Origin of the sequence: Streptomyces sp. NPDC059477 (assembly GCF_042749375.1) — a bacterium.
In the GTDB taxonomy this organism is placed as follows: domain Bacteria; phylum Actinomycetota; class Actinomycetes; order Streptomycetales; family Streptomycetaceae; genus Streptomyces.
In genome coordinates this window covers 17,700-39,329 of sequence record NZ_JBHYUG010000065.1, presented here as the reverse complement: position 1 = coordinate 39,329, position 21,630 = coordinate 17,700, and the positions used below count along the sequence as shown (strand labels likewise).

General features: G+C 70.1%; 14 protein-coding genes, 2 tRNA genes and 2 pseudogenes. 13 read left to right on the top strand and 5 right to left on the bottom strand.

Going from position 1 to position 21,630, the window contains the following annotated elements:
* Positions 1-99: 99 nt before the first annotated feature.
* The 3 genes from lysA to ACFXAZ_RS27560 form a co-directional block, all read right to left on the bottom strand.
* Positions 100-1,491 carry a diaminopimelate decarboxylase gene (gene lysA / locus ACFXAZ_RS27570; protein WP_384596691.1) on the bottom strand — a complete coding sequence of 464 codons (1,392 nt, stop codon included), beginning with the start codon at positions 1,489-1,491 and terminating at the stop codon, positions 100-102.
* A 176-nt stretch (positions 1,492-1,667) separates the two neighbouring features.
* Positions 1,668-2,687 carry an ArgS-related anticodon-binding protein NrtL gene (gene nrtL, locus ACFXAZ_RS27565; protein WP_384596689.1) on the bottom strand — a complete coding sequence of 340 codons (1,020 nt, stop codon included), beginning with the start codon at positions 2,685-2,687 and terminating at the stop codon, positions 1,668-1,670.
* 134 nt (positions 2,688-2,821) lie between these two features.
* Positions 2,822-3,292: a response regulator gene (locus ACFXAZ_RS27560; RefSeq protein ID WP_384596687.1), complete on the bottom strand. Its 471-nt coding sequence runs from the start codon at positions 3,290-3,292 to the stop codon at positions 2,822-2,824.
* 169 nt (positions 3,293-3,461) lie between these two features.
* Here ACFXAZ_RS27560 and ACFXAZ_RS27555 point away from each other — a divergent pair.
* The 10 genes and pseudogenes from ACFXAZ_RS27555 (at position 3,462) to ACFXAZ_RS27510 (ending at position 15,020) form a co-directional block, all read left to right on the top strand.
* A tRNA-Arg gene (locus ACFXAZ_RS27555) sits at positions 3,462-3,533 on the top strand.
* Positions 3,534-4,328: 795 nt separating this feature from the next.
* Positions 4,329-4,592 (top strand): CopG family transcriptional regulator, encoded by a 264-nt coding sequence (locus tag ACFXAZ_RS27550; protein WP_384596685.1) that lies wholly within the window; start codon positions 4,329-4,331, stop codon positions 4,590-4,592.
* On the top strand, positions 4,589-5,002 hold the full coding sequence (locus tag ACFXAZ_RS27545; protein WP_384596683.1) for a DNA-binding protein: 414 nt from the start codon (positions 4,589-4,591) through the stop codon (positions 5,000-5,002). Before ACFXAZ_RS27550 ends, ACFXAZ_RS27545 begins: the two co-directional genes overlap by 4 nt.
* 1,622 nt (positions 5,003-6,624) lie before the next feature.
* On the top strand, positions 6,625-7,647 hold the full coding sequence (gene ispH / locus ACFXAZ_RS27540; protein WP_384596681.1) for a 4-hydroxy-3-methylbut-2-enyl diphosphate reductase: 1,023 nt from the start codon (positions 6,625-6,627) through the stop codon (positions 7,645-7,647).
* Positions 7,644-9,497: a 1-deoxy-D-xylulose-5-phosphate synthase gene (locus ACFXAZ_RS27535; protein ID WP_384596679.1), complete on the top strand. Its 1,854-nt coding sequence runs from the start codon at positions 7,644-7,646 to the stop codon at positions 9,495-9,497. The genes ispH and ACFXAZ_RS27535 overlap by 4 nt, the downstream gene beginning before the upstream one ends.
* Positions 9,494-10,636 (top strand): flavodoxin-dependent (E)-4-hydroxy-3-methylbut-2-enyl-diphosphate synthase, encoded by a 1,143-nt coding sequence (gene ispG, locus ACFXAZ_RS27530; protein WP_384596677.1) that lies wholly within the window; start codon positions 9,494-9,496, stop codon positions 10,634-10,636. The genes ACFXAZ_RS27535 and ispG overlap by 4 nt, the downstream gene beginning before the upstream one ends.
* A complete protein-coding gene (locus ACFXAZ_RS27525) occupies positions 10,633-11,721 on the top strand; it encodes a polyprenyl synthetase family protein (protein ID WP_384596675.1) in 1,089 nt (362 codons plus the stop codon). Before ispG ends, ACFXAZ_RS27525 begins: the two co-directional genes overlap by 4 nt.
* Positions 11,718-12,089 (top strand): annotated as a pseudogene (locus ACFXAZ_RS27520) (hypothetical protein); the annotation flags it as partial. The gene ACFXAZ_RS27525 and the pseudogene ACFXAZ_RS27520, both read left to right, overlap by 4 nt.
* Before the next feature lie 378 nt (positions 12,090-12,467).
* Positions 12,468-13,946 (top strand): prenyltransferase/squalene oxidase repeat-containing protein, encoded by a 1,479-nt coding sequence (locus ACFXAZ_RS27515; RefSeq protein WP_384596701.1) that lies wholly within the window; start codon positions 12,468-12,470, stop codon positions 13,944-13,946.
* A 132-nt stretch (positions 13,947-14,078) separates the two neighbouring features.
* The gene (locus tag ACFXAZ_RS27510; RefSeq protein ID WP_384596673.1) at positions 14,079-15,020 is read left to right on the top strand and encodes a hypothetical protein; all 942 of its coding nucleotides are present in this window, start codon (positions 14,079-14,081) and stop codon (positions 15,018-15,020) included.
* Positions 15,021-15,647: 627 nt separating this feature from the next.
* Here the strand turns inward: ACFXAZ_RS27510 and ACFXAZ_RS27505 are convergent.
* Positions 15,648-16,673, bottom strand: a complete 1,026-nt coding sequence (locus ACFXAZ_RS27505; protein WP_384596671.1) for a hypothetical protein — start codon at positions 16,671-16,673, stop codon at positions 15,648-15,650.
* Between the two features lie 857 nt (positions 16,674-17,530).
* On the opposite strand from ACFXAZ_RS27505, the gene ACFXAZ_RS27500 reads away from it, so the two are divergent.
* A tRNA-OTHER gene (locus ACFXAZ_RS27500) sits at positions 17,531-17,599 on the top strand.
* 290 nt (positions 17,600-17,889) lie between these two features.
* On the opposite strand, the gene ACFXAZ_RS27495 is transcribed toward ACFXAZ_RS27500, so the two are convergent.
* Positions 17,890-18,444, bottom strand: a complete 555-nt coding sequence (locus tag ACFXAZ_RS27495; RefSeq protein WP_384596669.1) for a TetR/AcrR family transcriptional regulator — start codon at positions 18,442-18,444, stop codon at positions 17,890-17,892.
* 55 nt (positions 18,445-18,499) lie between these two features.
* Here ACFXAZ_RS27495 and ACFXAZ_RS27490 point away from each other — a divergent pair, with 55 nt between their 5' ends.
* Together ACFXAZ_RS27490 and ACFXAZ_RS27485 are read left to right on the top strand one after the other, a co-directional pair.
* Positions 18,500-20,362: a S9 family peptidase gene (locus ACFXAZ_RS27490; protein WP_384596668.1), complete on the top strand. Its 1,863-nt coding sequence runs from the start codon at positions 18,500-18,502 to the stop codon at positions 20,360-20,362.
* A pseudogene (locus ACFXAZ_RS27485) lies at positions 20,326-21,477 on the top strand (amidohydrolase family protein); the annotation flags it as partial. The gene ACFXAZ_RS27490 and the pseudogene ACFXAZ_RS27485, both read left to right, overlap by 37 nt.
* Between the last annotated feature and the right edge of the window lie 153 nt (positions 21,478-21,630).

Below are 21,630 nucleotides of genomic sequence, written 5' to 3'. Positions count from 1 at the left end.
CGGATCGTGAGACATCTATTTCATTTCGGCGGGACGGGAAACAGGAGATCTTCCACACCGTCCCGGCACCCCGGAATTCCGCCGCAGTTCACCGCGGTGTCAGCCGACATCGAGGCGCAGCAGATCCTCCTCGGTCTCCCGCCGGACGACGACCCGCGCCTGTCCGTCGCGCACGGCGACGACGGGCGGCCGGGGCACATGGTTGTAGTTGCTGGCCATGGACCGGCAGTACGCCCCGGTGGCCGGTACGGCGATCAGATCCCCCGGTGCCAGGTCACCGGGCAGGAAGGCGTCCTTGACGACGATGTCGCCGCTTTCACAGTGCTTGCCGACGACCCGGGCGAGCATCGGCTCGGCGTCGGAGGCGCGGGAGACGAGGGCGACGCTGTACTCGGCGTCGTAGAGCGCGGTGCGGATGTTGTCGGACATGCCGCCGTCGACGGAGACGTAGGTCCGCAGCCCGTCGAGCGGCTTGACCGTGCCCACCTCGTACAGCGTGAAGGCGGTCGGGCCGACGATGGCCCGCCCGGGCTCGACGGAGATCCGGGGCGTGCGCAGCCGGGCCCGGTCGCACTCGCGGGAGACGATCTCGTGGAGCGCCTTGGCGATCTCGTGCGGCTCGCGCGGATCGTCGTCGCTGGTGTACGCGATGCCGAGCCCGCCGCCGAGATCGATCTCGGGCAGCTCGACGCCATGCTCGTCACGGACGTCCTTGAGCAGTCCGATCACGCGGTGCGCGGCGACCTCGAAGCCGGACATGTCGAAGATCTGCGATCCGATGTGGGAGTGGATCCCGATCAGCTCAAGACCGTCGAGCTGGAGCGCCCGCCGTACGGCCTCGGCCGCCTGCCCGCCGGCCAGCGGAATGCCGAACTTCTGGTCCTCGTGCGCGGTGGCGATGAACTCGTGGGTGTGGGCCTCGACCCCGACGGTGATCCGGATCTGCACCCGCTGCCGGACGCCCAGCTCCTGCGCGATGTGCGCGACCCGCACGATCTCCTGGAAGGAGTCGAGCACGATCCGGCCGACCCCGGCCTCGATGGCGCGGCGGATCTCAGCGACGGACTTGTTGTTCCCGTGCAGCGCGATCCGCTCGGGGGGCATCCCCGCGGAGAGGGCGGTGGCCAGTTCCCCGCCCGAGCAGACATCGAGATTGAGCCCTTCTTCGCGCAGCCACCGCACGACGGCCCGCGAGAGAAACGCCTTGCCGGCGTAGAAGACATCGGCGTCCGCCCCGAAGGCATCGCGCCAGCCCCGGGCCCGGGCCCGGAAATCCGCCTCGTCCAGCACATACGCGGGCGTCCCGAACTCCTCCGCGATCCGTGTGACGTCGATCCCCCCCACCTCGACCACACCGTCGTCACCGCGGACGACGGTCTGCGCCCATACCTTCCCGTCGAGCGTGTTGAGATCGGCGGGCGGCGCCGAGTAATGCCCCTCGGGGAGCACATCGGCGTGACGGGGCCCGGCGGGATGCGCGGAACGGCTCATGTCTTTTCGTCGTCTCTGTGTGTCTGATCGGTGTGTCTGAATCGGTGTGGCGGATCGGTGATCTGTGGGTCTGATCGGGGCGGCTGATCGGTGGGGCTGGTGGCTTGAGTCTTGTGTCTTGTTTGTCTTGCTGTGCTGTTTGTCTTGCTGTCTTGTTTGTCTTGTGTCTGAAATTCTCAGAGGTGGTCCGGGGCGTCGATACCGAGCAGGGAGAGGCCACCGGCCAGCACCGCTCCGACGGCCTCGACAAGAGCGAGCCGGGCGCGATGGGTGGCCGAGGGTTTCTCCCCGCCCCGTGGCAGCACGCCGGGCAGCACCGGCATGACGGCGTCCGCGACCACGACGAGATGCCGGGCGAGCCGGGAGGGGTCGTGGTGGGTGGCGGCGGCGGCGAGCACCCGGGGGTGGTCGGAGACCGCCGCGAGGACAGGACCGTAGGACCCGTAGGACCCGTAGGGCCCTCCACTCATGCCGATGGCGTCACCGGCCACGGCGCCGAACCCCAGATCGGCGGCGTTGCTGCTGAGCGCGCGGGTACGGGCATGGGCGTACCGCACCCGGAACAACGGATTGCTCTCGCGCTGGACCAGATGCTCGCCCCCGATCCGGGGCCGGTCGTGGGGCGCCGGGTACAGCAGCGCCCAGCGGCCGGCGTCGGCGCCGAGGACGAACGGATCGGAGGGCGCGGGAACGGGCCGCACGACGACACCGGGATGGTCGTGGAGCTGCTGGCCGGTGGCCCCCGTCTCTACACCGACACCTTGGGACCGCAGAATCCGCGCGAGGGAATCCATGACGACGAGGGCGCGGAGTTCCTGGGGGGCGCGAAGCCGAACCACCTGCCCGGTGCCCTGATCGACATGCCCGTAGCGCACCCCGCTCCGCAGCACCTCGGATACGAGACCACCCGACCCGGCAAGCGAAAAGTTGAGAAACCCGGGTCCGGTGACGACGACATCCCGAATCCCGTCGTCGGCCCGAAGGAGATACGGGGAGAGGATCTCAGCGACCCGACGGGCGCTCTGCCCGGCCGGCCGGGCCAGCTGAAGAGCGATGTTGGTGGCGTACTCGCCACTCCCCCCGGCACCCGGCACCGTGACCACGGCCCGCTCGGGCACCGCCACCTTCAGCTCCCCCATCACCACAGCACTGCGCACCGCGCGCAGCACGGTGCGGGAGAGCTCGACGGGGGTCACGGGACAAGCGTAGGGGAGGAGGGGGGTGGGTAGGCGACCCGATTTGCCCGATGGTCCGGGATGTGGACGCCGGGGCGCTGGACGGGGTTCGACGCCGGAACGGCCGGCGACCGTGACACCCGGAAACCGGGCCGTCAGCCGCCGCGCCCGGGTTCCCCGGAGACCGCTCCCCCCGTACCCCGGAAAGCCCCCTCGACCAGCCCTCTCCCCTGTTCCTCCGCGCGACTGCGCCGCAGCTCGACGAGCCCTCGAACGAGCCGCACCAGCTCATTGGGCTCGAAGGGCTTGGCGAGGAAGGCATCCACACCGGCATCGAGACCACTGTCGACCTCGTACTGAGTGCACGCGCTGACGACAGCGATGGGGAGATGGCGGGTACGGGGATCCGCGCGGAGCCGGCCGGCGGTCCGGAGGCCGTCGAGCCGGGGCATGACGACATCGAGTGTCACGACATCGGGCTGCACTTCATGAACGACATCCAGACACTCGACACCATCGGCCGCGGTCACCACCTCGAAACCCTCCAGTTCGAGGTTGACCCTGATCAGCTGCCGGATGACCTTGTTGTCGTCCACAACAAGCACCCGGCCCGAGGCGCCTGGCACAACTTGAGAGTAGGTCGGCACCGGCCACCGCGTCCGAGTTTTCCCCACTTCCGATCCCTGAGGGCGACACCCGCCCCTCCCCCGCCCCACAAAACGCGTTCATGACCACCCCAGGTGAGCTGGTAGTGTTCTACCCGTCGCCGCGAGCAAACAACTCAGCGCCCGACACGCCCCCGTAGCTCAGGGGATAGAGCAACGGCCTCCGGAGCCGTGTGCGCAGGTTCGAATCCTGCCGGGGGCACTCCGGATTGAGGCGCTGACCAGCAGAAATGCCGGTCGGCGCCTTTTTTGTGCATGTCGAAACGCACACGGCCTGACTTGCCGTCGCTTTGACCTGCTGTTTCGCTTGATCCCCTTGGGAGATCGCATACGGACCAATAGACCGTTGCGCTATCTGAGCTGTCGGCCGGGCCACGGCTCGGGCACCCAGCCACCGTGCCGCCTTGCAGAGTCGGTCCTCGAACGCTGATCCGTCACCAAGCAGAACTCCCCTTTGACCGGGAGGAAGCGGCACTGTCCGCGTGTCTCCTGGCGGTCGGCTCTTCAGACCACGCGCATCGTGAGTGCGTCCGCTGTCGCCGCAGCAGCTCGTCATTCGATCGGCCTCGCGTCCTTCGGAGCATCGCCATGGTGATGGAGCAGAGAGCGTCCTTGGTCTCGTTCCGGGTCTTCGCCGGGACCTGCCCCCAGCGCGCGCCCAGGTGTTCGAGCGTGAAGGCCTACCAGCTGAGCGAGGCCGGACCGCGCCTCGTCCTCACCCGGCCGGAGTCATCGGCGGCGGCTTGCCTGACGGCCCGGGCCAACGAGGCTGCGAGCTCGTCGGCCACAGCCCTGACATCCGCTCCGTCCCCAGCCGTCAGCCTCCGCCGGGGTTGCACCACCCTCGGCCCGCGCCCCCGCCTGGGTGCACCTCGTGCATGGCCTGCCGAACTCCGCAGGGCGTCCACCGCCTCTCTCCAGGGCAACGCGTCGCCTGCGGCTGCCATGCCGACCGGAGAGGGCCTACGCCGGGAGGATTGCAGGCAGGATAAGTAGCATGAGTGGGCCCACCGGGAAGTACTCGATCACCATGCCGCGCGACATCGCCGAAGCCGCCAAGGCCCGCAGCGGCCCCTCCGGCCTGTCCGCCTATGTGGCCGCGGCCGTCGCCCGCCAGATCGAACGCGACAACCTCAACGAACTCATCGCCGTCGCCGAAGCCGAGCACGGACCCGTCACGGACGGGGAGATTCAGGCCCTGCGCGACCAGCTCACCCAGGCACGACGTGAGCAGACGCAGCACGGAGCGGACGCCGCGTGACCCGCTCACCCGCAGTCCCCGGCGGCACCCTCGTCCTCGACAGCGAAGGACTGGCCAAGGCCGTCATGCGCGACCCTACGGTCACTGCCTGGCTTGCCCTGGCCCGCGCCGACGACCTGCGTGTGATCACCTCGGCGGCCACCCTCGTCGAAGTGGTCCACCCCCGCATCAACCGCCCGGCCCTGGAGTGGACGCTCTCCCGCCTCGCCGTGGAGCCGATCAGCGAGCCGATCGCCCGCCACGCCGCCGCACTCCTCGCCGACGCCGGCCTGCACGGCCACAAGTACGCCATCGGCGCCATGCTCGCCGCCACCGCCCTCGCCGCGCCTGAGCCGGCCACGATCCTCACCTCCGACCCCGAGGACCTCGCGATGTTGTGCGGCACGCGGGCCACGGTCATCAAGATCTGACCGCAAAACCGTTGCCCGCGCGCTGGGTGACCTCGGCAGGGTCGGTGCGGGTCCCGTCGAAGTGGCGGGCACCGCGGAACGTCTCGCGTTTCAGGGGGCGTTGAAGCTTTCGGCGAGCGCGTTGTCCGCGCTCGTGCTGACCGTGCCCGTGGACTGTTGCACCCCCAACTCGACGCAGATATCGGCGAATTGGGGAGGGGAAGGTGTACTGCCCGAATTCAAGGAGGTTGGTGACCTGCGGCTGTCTTGCGGACTGGGTGCGGACCGATGAGGTGAGCGGTGGCCGGCTTCTGGGCATGTGGTCAGCGATTCCAGCCATCCGTGTGTCGCCGCGGGCTGAGGTCGCGTCGTAGTCCGATGAGGTGTCGCTCCCGTTCGGGAGTGGCCATGCGGCCGGTCTCGCGCAATCACTGATCGGTGTCGCCGCTGATCTCCTGAGCCTGTGGGTGCTCCCTGGGGGCGGGGAACGGCAGGGTTAGCTCGGGGATCTCCAGTCCGGACAACTCTGGATGTGACATGGCTGGAGGGCTCCTTCGGGCTGCTGTTGCACGGTCACCCACAAGGCAGTCGTCTGACGGTCCGGCAGGGATTCGCCGGGCCGCGTTCACTCCGTGTGCCGGGTGGAGATCCAGGGCTGGGCGGCTCGAACACACCGCACGCCGTCAGCACATGAGGTCCACGAACAGCAAGGTCAGAAGCACAGTACGTGATCACTGCCGGTCAAATGGACACCTCTCGTACCCGGCTCAACAGCCCTCCAGGTGAGCTTGGCCAGATGGCGCACGGGGTCTGCCTCCCAGGACCAGTGCGGTATGCGGGCGGGGGCCCGGGTCAGACCGGCGGCGTGAGGGCTCCGCCCAGGCGGCGGGAAGCGCCTCCAGGATGTAGGCGGGCGCGGATGGACGGGGATGGGTGCCCGAGAGCCGGCGCGTCGCTGTCGAGCGGTTCACGATCATTTCGTGACCGTGTTCGGACGCGACCACGGACACATCGTGGGCGAGTTGGGTCGCCTTCCACCCTGTCTCTTGCAGCATGCGGAAACCGTGCGTTGGGTCGCTGAGAGGACACCTCATCCCCATTTCTCAGCTCTGGCCACGGTGACCTCGATACAGCGCCTTTCACAAGGGCGCACAGTCGCAGCACTCGCAGCACATCCGCGCACCAAACCCCCTACACAGGGCGGGACTTCGGGGGGTGTACTGAAGGGGAGGTACCCGCCTGGATCGGTATCTCAATCCCGGCGCGCCACCGAGGGCCGGCCCTGTTCGCGCGGCCCCCCTCGGCAGTGACGAACTGCCGGTGCCGATCTTCCCCTACCCAAAGCGAGGTAGACACGCATGTCCCGGTCCTCCGTGTCCTGGTACCCGGCCGCCGTGCCAGCGGTGACGCTTCGAGCCTCTCCTGTGCTGGTGGCCGACGAACTGTCCTGGCCTGATGGGCGCGTCACCGTCTGTTCTGCCGCACCGATGGTCGCGGGGGCGCTCAGTGCCGCGGGCCACGGGGTGGTCACAGGCCCGGTCCGGCTGTTGCAGGAAAGGGAAGGGGCGAGCAGCGGTTCACAGGCCGTTGTCGCCCGCGCCGGCCCTTTCGGGGAAGTCCCTACCGCCGGGGATTCTGGTGGTGTGGCCGTGGCGGTTCCGGACCCGGCCCTGCGGCCGGTGGTAGGGGCGGCCGTGGAGTCCTGGGCGCGGGTCATGGGGCCCAGGACGGTTCTGCTGGCCTCTCCGCGGTCGTTCTGTGCGGGGGTGGAGCGGGCGATCGAGGTCGTCGAGGCTCTCCTGGATCAGCAGCAGGGGCCTGGTGGGCGGCGGGTGTTCGTGCGGAAGCAGATCGTCCACAACACGCACGTCATCGCCGGCCTGGCGGGGCGCGGGGCGGTGTTCGTGGAGGAGCTGGAGGAGGTTCCCGAAGGGTCTTTGGTGGTGTTCTCCGCGCATGGTGTCTCCCCGCAGGTTCGTGCGGAGGCGGAGCGCAGGGATCTGACGGTGGTGGACGCGACGTGTCCGCTGGTGACGAAGGTCCATGCGGAGGCGCGCCGGTTCGCCGAGCGGGGCAGCAGCATCGTGCTGATCGGGCATGCCGGTCACGAGGAGGTCGAGGGCACCTACGGTGAGGCCCCCGACGCCACCGTGGTCGTCGGCAGCGCGCAGGACGTCGCCGGTCTGGAGCTGCCGGACCCGTCGAAGGTCACGTACCTGACGCAGACGACGCTCGCCGTGGACGAGACCCAGGCCACGATCGCGGCGCTCAAGGAACGTTTCCCCCAGGCTCGCGGTCCGGGCTCGGAGGACATCTGTTACGCCACCACCAACCGCCAGCACGCCCTGCAGGCTGTCACCGCGCGGGCCGATCTCGTCCTGGTCCTCGGGTCGGAGAACTCCTCCAACTCGGTCCGGCTCGTGGAGCTGGCCCGCAAGGCGGGCACCGCGGCCCATCTGATCGAGGACGCCTCCCGCATCCGGCCCGACTGGCTGCGCGAGGCGGCCACGGTCGGGCTCAGCGCCGGGGCGTCCGCCCCGCCCGCCCTCGTCCAGGAGACCCTCGCGGCACTGGCCGGGCTGGGGCCGCTCACCGTGCAGGAACGGATCACCACGACCGAGGACACCTACTTCGCGCCGCCCGCCGCAGTGAGGAAGAACCGATGAGCACAACCAGCGTCTCTGGCACCCGTTTCCCGCTGCTGGAGGAGACCGGCACCCCTGCCGCCCTGCGCGCCCTGCCCCGGGATCGACTGGGCGAGCTGGCGGCCGAGATCAGGGCGTTCCTGATCGACGCGGTGTGCGCGACGGGCGGTCATCTGGGCCCGAACCTGGGGGTGGTGGAGCTGACCCTGGCGCTGCACCGGGTCTTCGACTCGCCGAGGGACGCGATCGTCTTCGACACCGGGCACCAGGCGTACGTACACAAGCTGCTGACCGGCCGCCGCCAGGATTTCTGGTCGCTGCGGCAGGCCGGGGGCCTGTCCGGGTACCCGTCGCGGGCCGAGTCGCCCCACGACCTGGTGGAGAACTCCCACGCCTCCACCTCCCTCTCCTACGCCGACGGCCTCGCGAAGGCGCGGGCCCTGAGCGGTGAGGGCGGCCGTGCGGTGGTGGCCGTCATCGGCGACGGGGCCCTCACCGGGGGACTGGCCTGGGAGGGCCTGAACAACCTCGGCGCCGCTCCGGAGCGGCCGGTGATCGTCGTCCTCAACGACAACGGCCGCTCCTACGACCCCACCACCGGCGCCCTCGCCGAGCATTTGAGCGCACTGAAACGGCCGGAGGGCACGACGGGAGATGAGCAGCGGAACCTGTTCACCGAGCTGGGCCTCGCCTACATCGGTCCCGTCGACGGCCACGACAGCGCCGCAGTGGAAGACGCCTTGCGCCGGGCACGGGCGCTGGCACGCCCCGCCCTCGTGCACGTGGTGACCGTCAAGGGCCGTGGATACCCACCTGCGGAGACGGACGAGGCGGACTGCCTGCACGCGGTCGGTGTCGTCGATCCGGCCACCGGCCGCCCCGCCGCGGCGGGCAAGGGTGCGGGGCGGTCGTGGACGAGTGTGTTCTCGGACGAGCTGGTGGCGGTGGCGGACGGGCACCCGCAGGTGGTGGCCGTCACCGCGTCGATGCTGCGGCCGACCGGCCTGCACGCCATGCGGGAGAAGTTCCCGGACCGTGTCTTCGACGTCGGGATAGCCGAGCAGCACGCGGTCACCTCGGCGGCCGGACTGGCGATGCAGGGCTGCCATCCCGTCGTGGCCCTCTACGCCACCTTCCTGAACCGCGCCTTCGACCAGGTCCTGATGGATGTCGCCCTGCACGGCCTGCCGGTGACCTTCGTCCTGGACCGGGCCGGGATCACCGGCCCCGACGGCCCCTCCCACCACGGCATGTGGGACCTGGCCCTCCTGAACGCCGTCCCCGGCATGCGCGTGGCCGTCCCGCGCGATGCCGCACAACTGCGGGAACTGCTCACCGAGGCCGTCACCCACCACGCCGGTCCCACCGCCCTGCGCTTCCCCAAAGCCCAGGCCGCAGCCGACATCGAGGCCCTGGAGCGGCACGGTCCCGTCGATGTCCTGTTCCGTTCCGGTGTCCGGGACGTCCTGCTCGTCGCCACCGGCCCCCTCGCCGGGGCAGCCGTCGAAGCCGCCGCCTACCTCGACCAGCGGGGCATCGGATGCACCGTCGCCGACCCCCGCTGGGCCCTGCCCGTCCCCCACCAGCTCACCGAACTCGCCGCACGCCACCGCCTCGTGATCACCGTCGAGGACGGCATCCGCACCGGCGGCGTGGGAGCGGCCGTCGCCCAGGCGATCACCGACACCGGCAGCACCGTGCCCACCCACATCCTGGGCCTGCCCCGCCGCTTCCTCCCCCACGCCACCCGCAACGACCTGCTCAGCGCCGCGGGCCTCGACGCCCAGGGCATCGTCCACGCGACACTCCGCGCCCGCGCCGGACTCCCCCACCACTCCCAGCGGACCGCGAAAGAAGGCAGGACACCATGACCACCGACCTCGGCCTTCCCACCCTCCCCACCACCCCGGCGCGCCGCCCAACCCGCCAAGTCCACGTCGGGAACGTCCCGGTGGGCGGCGGCGCGCCGGTCTCCGTCCAGACCATGACCACCACCCCCACCGCCGACATCGACGCCACCCTCCAGCAGATCGCCGAGATCACCGCCGCCGGATGCGACATCGTCCGCGTCGCCGTCCCCTCCCAGGACGACGCCGACGCCCTCCCTCAGATCGTCGCCCGCTCGAAACTCCCGGTGATCGCCGACATCCACTTCCAGCCCCGCTACGTCTTCGCCGCCCTCGACGCCGGCTGCGCCGCCGTACGGGTCAACCCCGGCAACATCCGCAAGTTCGACGACAAGGTCGGCGACATCGCCAAAGCAGCCGCAGCGGCCGGCGTACCGATCCGGATCGGCGTCAACGCCGGATCCCTCGACCCCCGCCTCCTCGCCAAACACGGCCGCGCCACACCCGAAGCCCTGGTCGAGTCCGCGCTGTGGGAATGCTCCCTCTTCGAGGAACACGGCTTCCAGAACCTGAAGATCGCCGTCAAACACCACGACCCCACCACGATGATCGCCGCCAACCGGCTCCTCGCCGACGCCTGCGACTACCCCCTGCACCTCGGCGTCACCGAAGCCGGACCCGCCTTCCAGGGCGCCATCAAATCCGCCGTCGCCCTCGGCATCCTCCTCGGCGAAGGCATCGGTGACACCATCCGCGTCTCCCTGTCCGCACCACCCGTCGAACAGGTCAAAGCCGGCTGCCACATCCTGTCCTCCCTCGGCCTGCGCCCCCGCAAGCTGGAGATCGTCTCCTGCCCCGGCTGCGGACGCCTCCAGGTCGACATCCACACCCTCGCCATGAAAGTGGAGGCCGCCTTCGACGGCTTCCCCCACCCCATCCGGGTCGCCGTCATGGGCTGCGTCGTCAACGGCCCCGGCGAAGCCCGCGAAGCCGACCTCGGCGTCTCCTGCGGCAACGGCAAAGGCCAGATCTTCCGCCGGGGTCAGATCATCCGCACCGTCCCCGAACACCGCATCGTCGAAGCACTCCTCGACGAAGCACTCCGCCTCACCGACGAAACAGCTCCCCAGGACGCCCCGGCCCCGCCACAGGACCCCTCATGACCACCACAGCCCCGGCCCAGCCCGACGGCGCCGGCCTGGACCAGGCCCGCGCCAAGATCGACACCGCCCTCGGCGCCTTCCTCACCGACAAGGCCCGTGCCGCGGCCCGACAGAACATGCCGGGAGAAGTGACCGCACTCCTGACGGACTTCCTGGCCGCCGGAGGCAAACGCATCCGCCCCCTGCTCTGCCTCACCGGCTGGCACACCGCCGGAGGGCGCGGCCACCCCCTCCCCGTCGTCCGCGCCGCCGCAAGCCTGGAGATGTTCCACGCCTTCTGCCTCATCCACGACGACGTCATGGACCGCTCCGACACCCGCCGCGGACACCCCACCGTCCACCGCGCCCTCGCCGCCCGCCACGCCCCCGGCCGCACCACCACCGCCGCCAACCGACTCGGCGCCAGCACCGCCGTCCTCATCGGCGACCTCGCCCTCACCTGGTCCGACGAACTCCTCCACACCGCCGGCCTCAGCCACAAGCAGCTCACCGACACCCTCCCCCTGCTCGACGCCATGCGCACCGAGGTCATGTACGGCCAGTACCTCGATGTCCTCGCCACCGGCACCCCCGGCGTCGATGTCGGCCGGGCACTGGCGATCTGCCGCTACAAGACCGCCAAATACACCATCGAACGGCCCCTGCACATAGGCGCCGCCCTCGCCGGCGCCGACCAGAGCCTCCTCGACTCCCTGTCCGCCTTCGCCATCCCCCTGGGCGAAGCCTTCCAGCTCCGCGACGACCTCCTCGGCGTCTTCGGCGACCCCGCCCACACCGGCAAACCCGCACTCGACGACCTCCGCGAAGGCAAAGCCACCGTCCTCATCGCCCTCGCCCTGCGCCACGCCACCCGCACACAGGCCGACCAGCTCCGCCCCCTCCTCGGCCACCGCGACCTCACCCACGACCAGGCCGCCACCGCCCGCAACATCATCACCGCCACCGGCGCCACCCAACAGGTCGAAACCATGATCACCGAACGGTACGCACAGGCTCTCCACCACCTCCAAGCCGCACCAATGCCACCGGCATCCACCCGCCTGCTGCGCGACCTCGCGGACAGCGCCGTCCGGAGGTCCACATGACCACCACCCTCCGACAGCGCAAACGGGTCCTGCTCGCCGCTCCACGCGGACGGTACGCGGGTGTCGAGCGGGCGGTCGGTACGGTGGAGCGGGCTCTGAAGATGTACGGGCGCCCCCGTCCACGTACGCCATGAGATCGTCCACAACGCCCACGTCGTCCGGTCCCCGGAGGACAACGGCACGGTCTTCGTGGAGCGGACGGACCAGGTACCCGAGGGCACCCCGTCGACGGCCCCGACCATGCCGCGCACATCGAGGTGCGGGACGAGTCCAGTGTCGTACGGCTCTCGCGGACCACCCTGTCCGTGGACGAGACGATGAGGACCGTCCACGCCTTCAAGTCCCGCTTCCGGCAGTCGATCTCGCCCCGGGATGTCGGGGCCGTCCAGGCCGCTGACGAGTCCATCGCCCTTCGCCCTTCCCAGAGGGCCGTGATCGCGGACGGGCGCCCTTCGCCGCCGCTCCCCTGGACCCTCGACCGCCGAGGCCACCGTGACGGCCTGTCACCACACGCGGTCCGGACCGTGGCGCGTACGAGAGCGCGGGGACAAGCCTCGCCAGAGGAGCGTGCCAGGACATCCGAGGAACCCAAAGGAACCCATCCGCCAGCGTCTCCCGGGCCTGACAGTCCGGTGGGACCAGGCGGGCCGACGAGCGCGGAAGCCATCGGCGCTCGGCCCGGACCGAGCACGAGGTTCGGCTCAATCGGTGCCCACAGCGAGTTCACGACCAGCAAAGGCCGCATCATGATCCCATCGCCCGATCTCACCCAGCGTGCGGCACACCTTCTCAGCACGCTGGACTCCCACCCCACCAGCTCGAACACCTACAACACCGCGTTCATCGCGGGCCTGCGTGACGCCGCCGGAAGGCCCTGGTTTCCCCAGGCTCTGGACTGGCTGCGCCACCATCAGCACGCCGACGGTTCCTGGGGCGGCACTCTCCCCGTGCCGGTCGACCGCCTGGTCTCGACCCTCGCCGCCGTGGCCTGCCTGGGCCGGTACGGCGAGCCATGGGCCAAGGGCGCTGTCCAGGACGGCGTGGACTACCTGTGGGGACACTCCGAGGACTGGCGCACCTCCCCCCACCAGACGTCCGCCTTCGAACTGGCCGTGCCGTACCTGCTGGACCAGGGCCGCCGCGCGGGCCTGAACCTGCCGGCCGAACGCTTCGCGGACATCGAGCAACTCCGCTCCGCCAAACTCGGCAGGCTCCCCGCAGTACTGCCCAGCGACGCGCCGTCCCCCCTGCTGTACTCGGCCGAACTCGTCAGCCCGCAGCTCCTCGCCCGGCAGGCCGAGCGCTTCCAGGCCGAGGACGGAAGCATCGGCTGCTCACCGGCGGCCACCGCGGCCCTGTGCCGCGACGGCGACAACGCCGCCGCCGAGAGCTTCCTGCGCCGCCTCGCCGCGCAGTCCCCCGACGGCGGCTTCCCCGAACTCGCCCCCATCGAGATCTTCATCCTCGGCTGGACCCTCTACCCGATCGTCCGGGCCGGACTGCGTCCCGCCGGCCTCGACCAGCACCTGGCGAAGCTGCGCGCCATCCTCGACACCGACGGTCTTGTCACCATGAGCGCGACCTTCCCGCTCCCCGACGCCGACGACACGGCCATGGCCATGACCATCCTCCACCGGGCGGGCACCGACGTCACGCCCTACTTGCCCCAGCTGCTGACCTTCGAACGGGACGGCTACTTCACCTGCTACGAATTCGAACGGGACGGCTCGGTGGCCGTCAATGCCCGGATCGTCGAAGCATTCAGTCCCGAGCCACGGCGCTATGCGCCCCAGATCGAGAAGGCGGCCGGATACATCGCCGACCAACGCATCGACGGCGCCTACTGGTACGACAAGTGGCATACCTCCCCGTACTACGCGACAGCGCATGTCGCATTCGGCCTGGCTTGCACCGCACCGAAAATCCTGGAAAAGACGGCACGGTGGCTGCGGGAGACCCAGCATCCGAACGGCTCCTGGGGAGCTGATCAAGGACAGCCCGAGGAAACCGCGTACGCCGTCCTCGCTCTCGATGCCCTCGTACAGGCGGGGCTCACGACGGACACCTCACCCCTGACGCGGGCGTTCGCCTATCTCTGCCACCACCTCGACGACAACGACACGCAGTACGCCGAGATGTGGAACGGCCGAGGGCTCTTCACCGCACCGCACCTGACCCGGTCCGCGATCATTTCCGCCCTTCAACTGGCAACCGCGTATCTGTAGCCCGGGTACCGGCAACCGCACACCTCCCGCACGACGGCCCTGGAGAGGATTCACATGCCGGAAAGTCCCTGGAAAGAGATCTGGCCGGACGACGTCAGCCGACGCCCCGTACCCCACGCAATGAACGTGCACGTGGAGGAGGTCCAGAAGCAGGCGCTTGAGTGGGCACGGGACATCGGAATCCTGGGCAGCGAGAAATTCTTCCAGGAATGCGTGGACTGCGGCTACGCACGCTGTGCGTCCCTGGCCTACCCGAACGCTTCGCTGGCCGACCTGTCCCTGGTGACCCGCTGGATCGTGTTCCTGTTCGCCGTCGACGTGCACACAGACGAGACACCCTACGACAGTCTCTCACCGGAGTATCTGGCATTCCTCCGGAACATGGGGGCCACAGTGTCCCGCAAGGCCAATTCTCCGATCGAACCGGAGTCCCTGACATCACCGTTCGGTCAGGCCCTCCTCGAACTCTGGGTCACGTCACGCACCCAGTTCAAAAATCCGGGCTGGGAACGGCGGTTCTCACGCTCCTTCCATGAATTCCAGAGTTCAGTCCTCTGGGAGATCGCACTGCGGAAAACAGGTGAGGTTCCGGACTATCTGACGTACAGCACCTACAAGCTGCGAAGTTGCGTAGCACCGATCGGGGTCGGCTTCGTGGAGCTGGTCGGTCCTACAGCACCGCCGGATGCCGTTCTGGACAGCTTCCTCATGGAAAACGTCCGGCTTCTGGTATGCGATCTGATCAGCATGGCCGCGGATCTGGGGTCTGTGCAACGGGAGCACGACTTCGAAGCCGTCCCCAACACTTTCACCAGCCTCCAGCACACCCTGGGCACCACCCCCGACGAAACCGTCCTCCACTACACCTCCATATTGCACGCGCGCATGAACACGCTGCTGTCAATTCGAGACCGAATTGATCAGTTCTACCCGTCCATGTGCGCACACGAACGGCATATCCCTGCCACCAAGGATTACATCAATGAAGTAATCCTCTGGCTGGGAGGCAGTATGGAATTCATCCATCAAAGCCACCGCTACAGCCCTGGCGTGGACATAGCGCTGGAGTCGTGACCGTTCACTCAGCCGGTTCTCTCCGCAGATTCGGATTCAGCGCCTGCGGCAGCGACACGACCGGGCCGAACACGCCCTGGCCACTTGCCGCTTCCCGCCGGCCGCGACCCAGCCCCGCGCCGTGCCCTCGGCCGCCTCGTCTCCCACGCGTTCATGCGGTTCGTCATGGTGACCATCCGCCAGGACGCCAGCGTCCGGAACCACCGCCGGTACGCCGCACCTCCCCACCTCACACAGGGGAGACGGCCCCATCGGGCCCGCCCGCCGCTGGGCCGACAAGTTCTACCCCGAGCAACCCCGGACGGCGCGGATCACGAACGAACAGACGTCATCGCTCCCTGGCGTGGGGGCCAGATCATCGGCGTCCCGGTCGCCCTGCGCTCCCTCAGCGGCCGGGTCATCAGCGCGACGATATGCAGGTGATTCACAGCGTCGCTGCCTCCTCTTCCAGGAGGGCCACGTCGGGGTGGGTGCTGTAGGGGCGCAGTGCCTGGCGCATCGTGGTGAGGGAGGCGGTGGCGCGGGCCGACCGCAAGCCGGGGTAGTCGGTGAGGAAGCGTTTCCAGGTGGTGAGGGATTCTTCGAGGTTGCCCTGGAGGAGCTGTGATTCGGCCAGGAGTGCGGTGGTCAGTGCTCTGGCGCGGCGTGCCTGGGGGGCGCGGGCTCGCAGAGAGGAGTGGAAGGCCCGGTCGGCCGCCTGGTGATCCTTGAGTGCCGTGAGTGTGCGGGCCCGCTGGTAGTGGAGGGCTGCGGTCGGGTAGCTGTCGAAGGGGTCGGAGGGGTCCTGCTCCGCCTTGCTGTGGAGGACTTCCGCGTTGTGCAGGGCGAGGAGGGCGCGGGGGCGGTCCTGGGCTCGTGCGTGCGCGAGGGCCAGTTGGGTCTGGGTGAAGGACTGGGTGAGGTCGAGGAGTGGCGGGTCGCGGTGGCGGCGGCCTGTTCGGTCAGGGCGAGTGAGGGCCGGGGGTGTCCGAGTTCCAGCGCGTGGGAGGCGAGGGCCCTGATCGCGATGGTGTAGGTGTGGGGGTCCTCGGCTTCGGCGGCCAGGTGGGCGGCGGTGCGGTGGTAGTGCTGGGCCAGGGCGCTGTGGCCGTCGTCGGCGCACATATTGCCCAGGAGGATGGTGAGCTGGGCGGTGCGGGTGAGGAGTTGCCGGTGTATGTGGTCGCTGGCGTCGGCGAGGAGCCAGGGCGTGACGTCGTCAGCGAGGTAGGCGGTGAGTGCGTTGCGGGCGTGACCGCCGCCGAAGGCCCCGGTCGAGGTGGCGAAGACGGCGGTCATGCTCTTCAGCGCCTCCACTTCGGCGCTGCCCACGCGGCGTCCGGCCATGACGCCGGCGCGGCGAATCCTGGTCCGCGAGAGCAGGTCCTCCCATTCCGGGACGGCCAGCGCGGCGAGGCTGTAGATGTCCGCGCCCGGGATGTTGCCCCGGTCGGGGTCGAGTTGGCTGTGGGTGAGCTTGGCCAGATGGCGCACGGGGTCTGCCTCCCAGGACCAGTGCGGTATTCGGACGGGGGCTCGGGTCAGACCGGCGTCGGCGGCGGCCAGGGGTCTGCCCAGGCGGCGGGACAGCGCTTCCAGGATGTAGGCGGGCGCGGGCGGACGCGGATGGGCGCCCGAGAGCCAGCGCGTCGCCGTCGAGCGGTTCACGATCATGTCGTGACCGTGTTCGGACGCGACCGAGGAGACGTCGTGGGCAAGATGGCTCGCGTTCCATCCCGCCTCCTCAAGCAGCCGTGCGAGCCGAGCGTTGGGTTGCTGAGAGGACACCGTCTTCCCCGTTCTCAGCCCTCACCAAGGTGATCCGGACACAGCGCCCTTCACAAGGGCGCACAGAGGCAGCACGCGCAGCACATCCGCGCACCAACGCCCTTACGCAAGGGGGTACTTCGGTGGATGTGCTGAAAGGGGGGTACCCGCCCGGATCGGTCGCTCAATCCCGGTGCGGCGTCCGGGGCTGGGCTGTCCCTTGTTCGCGCGGCGGCCGGGAGTCGGGCACGGCCGGGGCAGCCAGGCCGGGTACCTGGCGCCCGGCGGGCAGTTCCCGCCCGGGGTGCTCGGCGCCATGGGTGCGGATGGTCGGCTCAGCGGATCGGCCGTCCAGGACAGCGTGAGCTGTGTGAACGACGTCCCGTGAGAATCGCCTCCACAACGGTCCCGGAGAGCCCGCGACGCCGACCTCGGCGTCTCCTGCGGCAACGGAAAAGGCCAGATCTACCAGCATGGCAAGGTCATCGCCACCGTCCCCGAGCATCGCTTCGTCCAGCCCCCCCCTCGACGAAGCACTCCGTCTCACCGAACCCGGCCTTCACCCGCACCATGGAAGAACCACCGCCACGCCCTGTCCTCCGCCCGAAAGGCCCGCGCCGCGAACCGATCCGACAACCGCACACCCGACGGCAAAGCCACCCCACGTATTCAGGAAACCGGACCACCACGCCGTAAACACCCGGCTTCGGCGCACTGCACCACACTGGCTCGTCCCGGCGCTTCACCCGCCCACACGTCCGACGGCGCCCCGTACTGCCTCACCACGACGGCCTCCGGAGCCGTATGCGCAGGTTGGAATCCTGCCGGGGGCACTCCGGGAACAACTCCCGACCTGGGGAAATACAGGTCGGGAGATTTTGCGTGCCGGACAGAACGCACACGTTGTTCGACCGTTGCTGTTTTCGGGCGGCGCGGCCTCTCCGACCCCTTCAGGCGCTCCAGGCTCTTCCCCACGGCGATGGCCGCGCCACCGTTGGTCCCATCGGTCGCGTTGGTCCCATCGGTCCCCTCGGTCGCGTCGGTGCCCACCAGGTCGCGGACGAAGGGGAGTCGGTCCGGGGACGGCGCGGTCCGGATGCCGTGGCGTGTGCCGAAGGGGGGGTCAGTCCGACCGTTCCAGTGAGGCGCAGAGGAGGTCGAAGGCGTCCTGGGCCCGGGGGTGGTCCCCCGAGGTGATGAGGTCCAGTACCAGGCCCCGGACCGAGCAGGTGAGCAGGTGTGCCTCGGTGGCCGCCCGCTTGTCGTCCAGTCCCTCGCGCAGGCCCTGTTCGTGCAGGATCGTGGTCCAGTCGGCGAGTGAGTCGAGGAACTCGCGGTAGAGGTCGGGCTGTTGGGCGGCGAGCCCGATGACGTAGAAGAAGTTCCGGATGCGGGCGTCGGATTCCGGTGAGGTGTACAGGTCCCACAGCCTGCGCAGCAGTTGCACGCGGCTGATGTCCGGGATGCCGGCGGAGTACGTCCGCTGCTCCTCCGCCCGTAGTCGCTGGAGGATCTGGACGAGCAGTTGCTCGCGGGAGCCGAAGTGGTAGAGGAGCATCCGGTGGCTGGTCCCGATGCTCTCGGCGAGACCTCTGAGGGACATGTCGCCCATGCCGCGCTCTCCCACATGGGCGACAGCCTTGCCGAGCAGTTCGTTGCGGGAGTCTTGACGGCTCATGTACCGATGGTACACGCTGCGCTTTGTACCAGTGGAACATGAAAGGAGGCCCCTCTTGTCCGATTCCCGGATCTTCGTGCACAGCGCCGATCTCTCCCCGGACGGGCGGCGGGTGGTCTGGGCCGCGCAGTGGGCCGAGGGAACGGCCGACCGGGTGGAACTGCGGCTCGGCACCGTCGGCGAGCCCGGTTTCCGTGCGGTGGCCCACGGTTCACGCGACACCTGTCCCGCCTGGTCCCCCGACGGGCGGCGGATCGCGTTCGCCTCCGACTGCTCCGGTACGCCCCGGCTCCATCTGCTGGACCCGGGCTCCGGCGAGGTGGTCCAGGTCGCCGAGACGCCCGTCGTCCAGGGGCCGGTGTGGAGCCCGCACGGCCGCCGGCTCGCCTGGACCGCCCCGCCCCCGCGTCCCGCCCGTGACCCGGCCGCGCCCTACCGCGTCACCCGTGCCGTTCCCTGGGCGGACGGGATCGGGCTCCTCGACGACGCCGTCACCGACATCTGGTCGGCCGACGTGGAGAGCGGGGAGGTGCGCCGGCTCACCGACGACGAGTACCTGAACCGGGACCCGGTGTGGGGACCCGGCGGCATCACCTATGTGGCGAGTTTCCCGCCCGGCTCACCGGTGCCCTCGGACCAGGTGCGCACGGTGACCGAGGACGGCCGGGTCACCGACCGCGGCCCCGTGGTGCCGGACGTGGCCGTGGCACGGCCGCTGGCGGACGGCCGCGTGCTGCACGGCTCCGCAGCGATGCTGCACCCGGCGTCGACCGGTGATCTGTGGATCACCGGCCCCGAGGGGACCCGCTCGCTGACCGAGGGTCTGGGACTCGACCTGCACGGAGGGTTCCACATCGACCTGCCGAGCGTGCTCGGCGAGACGCCCGTCGTCCTCGCGGACGCGACCCACGCCGTGGCGGGGGTGCACAACGGCGGCACGCTGGAGATCCACCGGTTCGCCCTCGACGGCCCGCCCCGGTCCCACCCCCTTGTCACCGGGCCCCGTACGGCCCATCCGATCGCCCTGCGCGCCGGACGCCTGCTGCACACCGGCGCGACCGCCGCCACCCGGCCGGATCTGTATGTGACGGACGTCGCCACCGGCGCCGGGACCCGGGTCACCTTCCTGGCCGGCGACCCCGTGCACGAGGTGGAGCACCTCGCCGTCCGCTCGGCCGACGGGACCGCGATCGAGGGCTGGTTCCTTTGCCCCGCCGGGGCGAGCGCGCCGTACCCCACGGTGCTGATGATCCACGGCGGCCCGAAGCTGGCCTTCGGCGAGACGTACAACGCCGACGCCCACCGCCTCGCGGACCGCGGCTACGGCGTGCTGATGATCAACCCGCGCGGCTCCCGGGGATACGGTCCCGGGTTCTCCGCCGCCACCATGAGCGCCTGGGGCGAGAGCGACTTCCCCGACTTCATGGCCGCGGTGGACCACGTCGTCGGCGAGGGCCTGGCGGACCCCGGCCGGCTCGGCGTCTGCGGTCTGTCCTACGGCGGCTACATGACCTGCTGGATCACCTCCCACACTGACCGCTTCCGGGCCGCCGTCGCGGAGAACCCGGCCGTGAATCTGCACAGCCTGTACGGGACATCGGACCTCGGCGTGCCCCTGCTCTCCCTGGCCATGGACAACTCGCCGCGGCGCATGGCCGAGTGCTCACTCCTGACCTACGCGCACCGCAGCACCACCCCCACCCTGCTCGTCGTCTCCGAGCACGACCACCGCTGCCCGCCCGAGCAGGCCCGCCAGTACTACACCGCCCTCACCACGGCCGGCTGCCCGGCCGAGATGCTGATCCTCCCCGGCGTCGGCCACGACGGCTCGATCATCGGGCCGCCCGCGATCCGCGAGGCCCAGGACGACGCGCTCGCGGAGTGGATGGACCGCCACCTCGGGAAGCCGCCGTGCTGACACTCACCGGGGCCACCCTCATCGACGGAACCGGGCGCGACCCCGTCGAAAAAGCGAACGTCGTCGTCGACGGGACGCGGATCCAGGACCGCGCGCCGTCCGGACGCACCCTCGACCTCACCGGGCTGACCCTGCTGCCGGGGCTGATCGACGCCCATGTGCATCTCTTCGGCGCGGGGCACTCCCTGGCCGACATCGGCCAGGGCTCCGTCTCCGCCGCCGAGGTCGCCGCCGGCATGTTCCACGCCGCCGGGCAGGCGCTGCACTCGGGCTTCACCACCCTGCGCGACTGCGGCGGCACCGACGCGGGGCTGGTACGCGCCATCGCGTCGGGCCGGATCCCGGGACCGCGGGTGCTGGTCGCCGGGCCGATCCTGGCCCAGACCGGCGGCCACGGCCACCTCGGCCCGCAGTTCGACGGCCGCGCCCCCTGGGCCGTACCGGGCCTGGGCCAGTTCGCCCTGGTCTGCGACGGCCCGGACGGGGTCACCCGGGCGGCGCGGACCGCCTTCCGGCGCGGCGCGGACTTCCTCAAGATGTGCGTCACCGGAGGCGTCATCTCCCACTCCGACGCCCTCACCGACACCCAGTTCACCGACGCCGAGATCCGGGCGGCCGTCCGGGAGGCAACGGCCCGCGGCACCTATGTCACCGTGCACGCCCACAACGCCGAGGGCGTGCGGACGGCGGTCCTGGCCGGGGCGCGCTGCGTGGAGCACGGGAGCCATCTCGACGAGGAGACCTGCGCCCTGATGGCCCGGCACGGCACGGCCCTGGTACCGACGCTGACCGTGGCACGGCTGCTGGCCGAGGACGCCGTGGGCGTGGGAGTGGGCGCGGACATCGCGGCCCGGGCCCACGGCATCGAGGCCGCCATGGCCCACTCCCTGCGCATGGCCGCGGCGGCCGGGATACCGATCGGGTCGGGATCCGACCTGCTCGGCACCGCACCCCCGTGTCACGGGCGGGAACTGGTGCTCAAGGCCGAACTGATGGGACCCATGGCGGCCATCGTCTCCGCCACCTCCGTCAACGCCCGGATCCTCGGCCTCGACGACCACCTCGGCACCGTCCGGCCGGGCATGACGGCCGATCTCGTCGCCGTCGACGGCGATCCGCTCACCGACCCCGGCCTGCTCCCGACCCCTCGCGCGTGGTGCTGGTCGTCAAGGACGGCCGGATCGTCAAGGACACCCACCGCCTCTTCACCCCGTGACCGCCGCGGCCCCCGACCGCGGCCCCACAGAGAGCCGTACCACCACCATGAC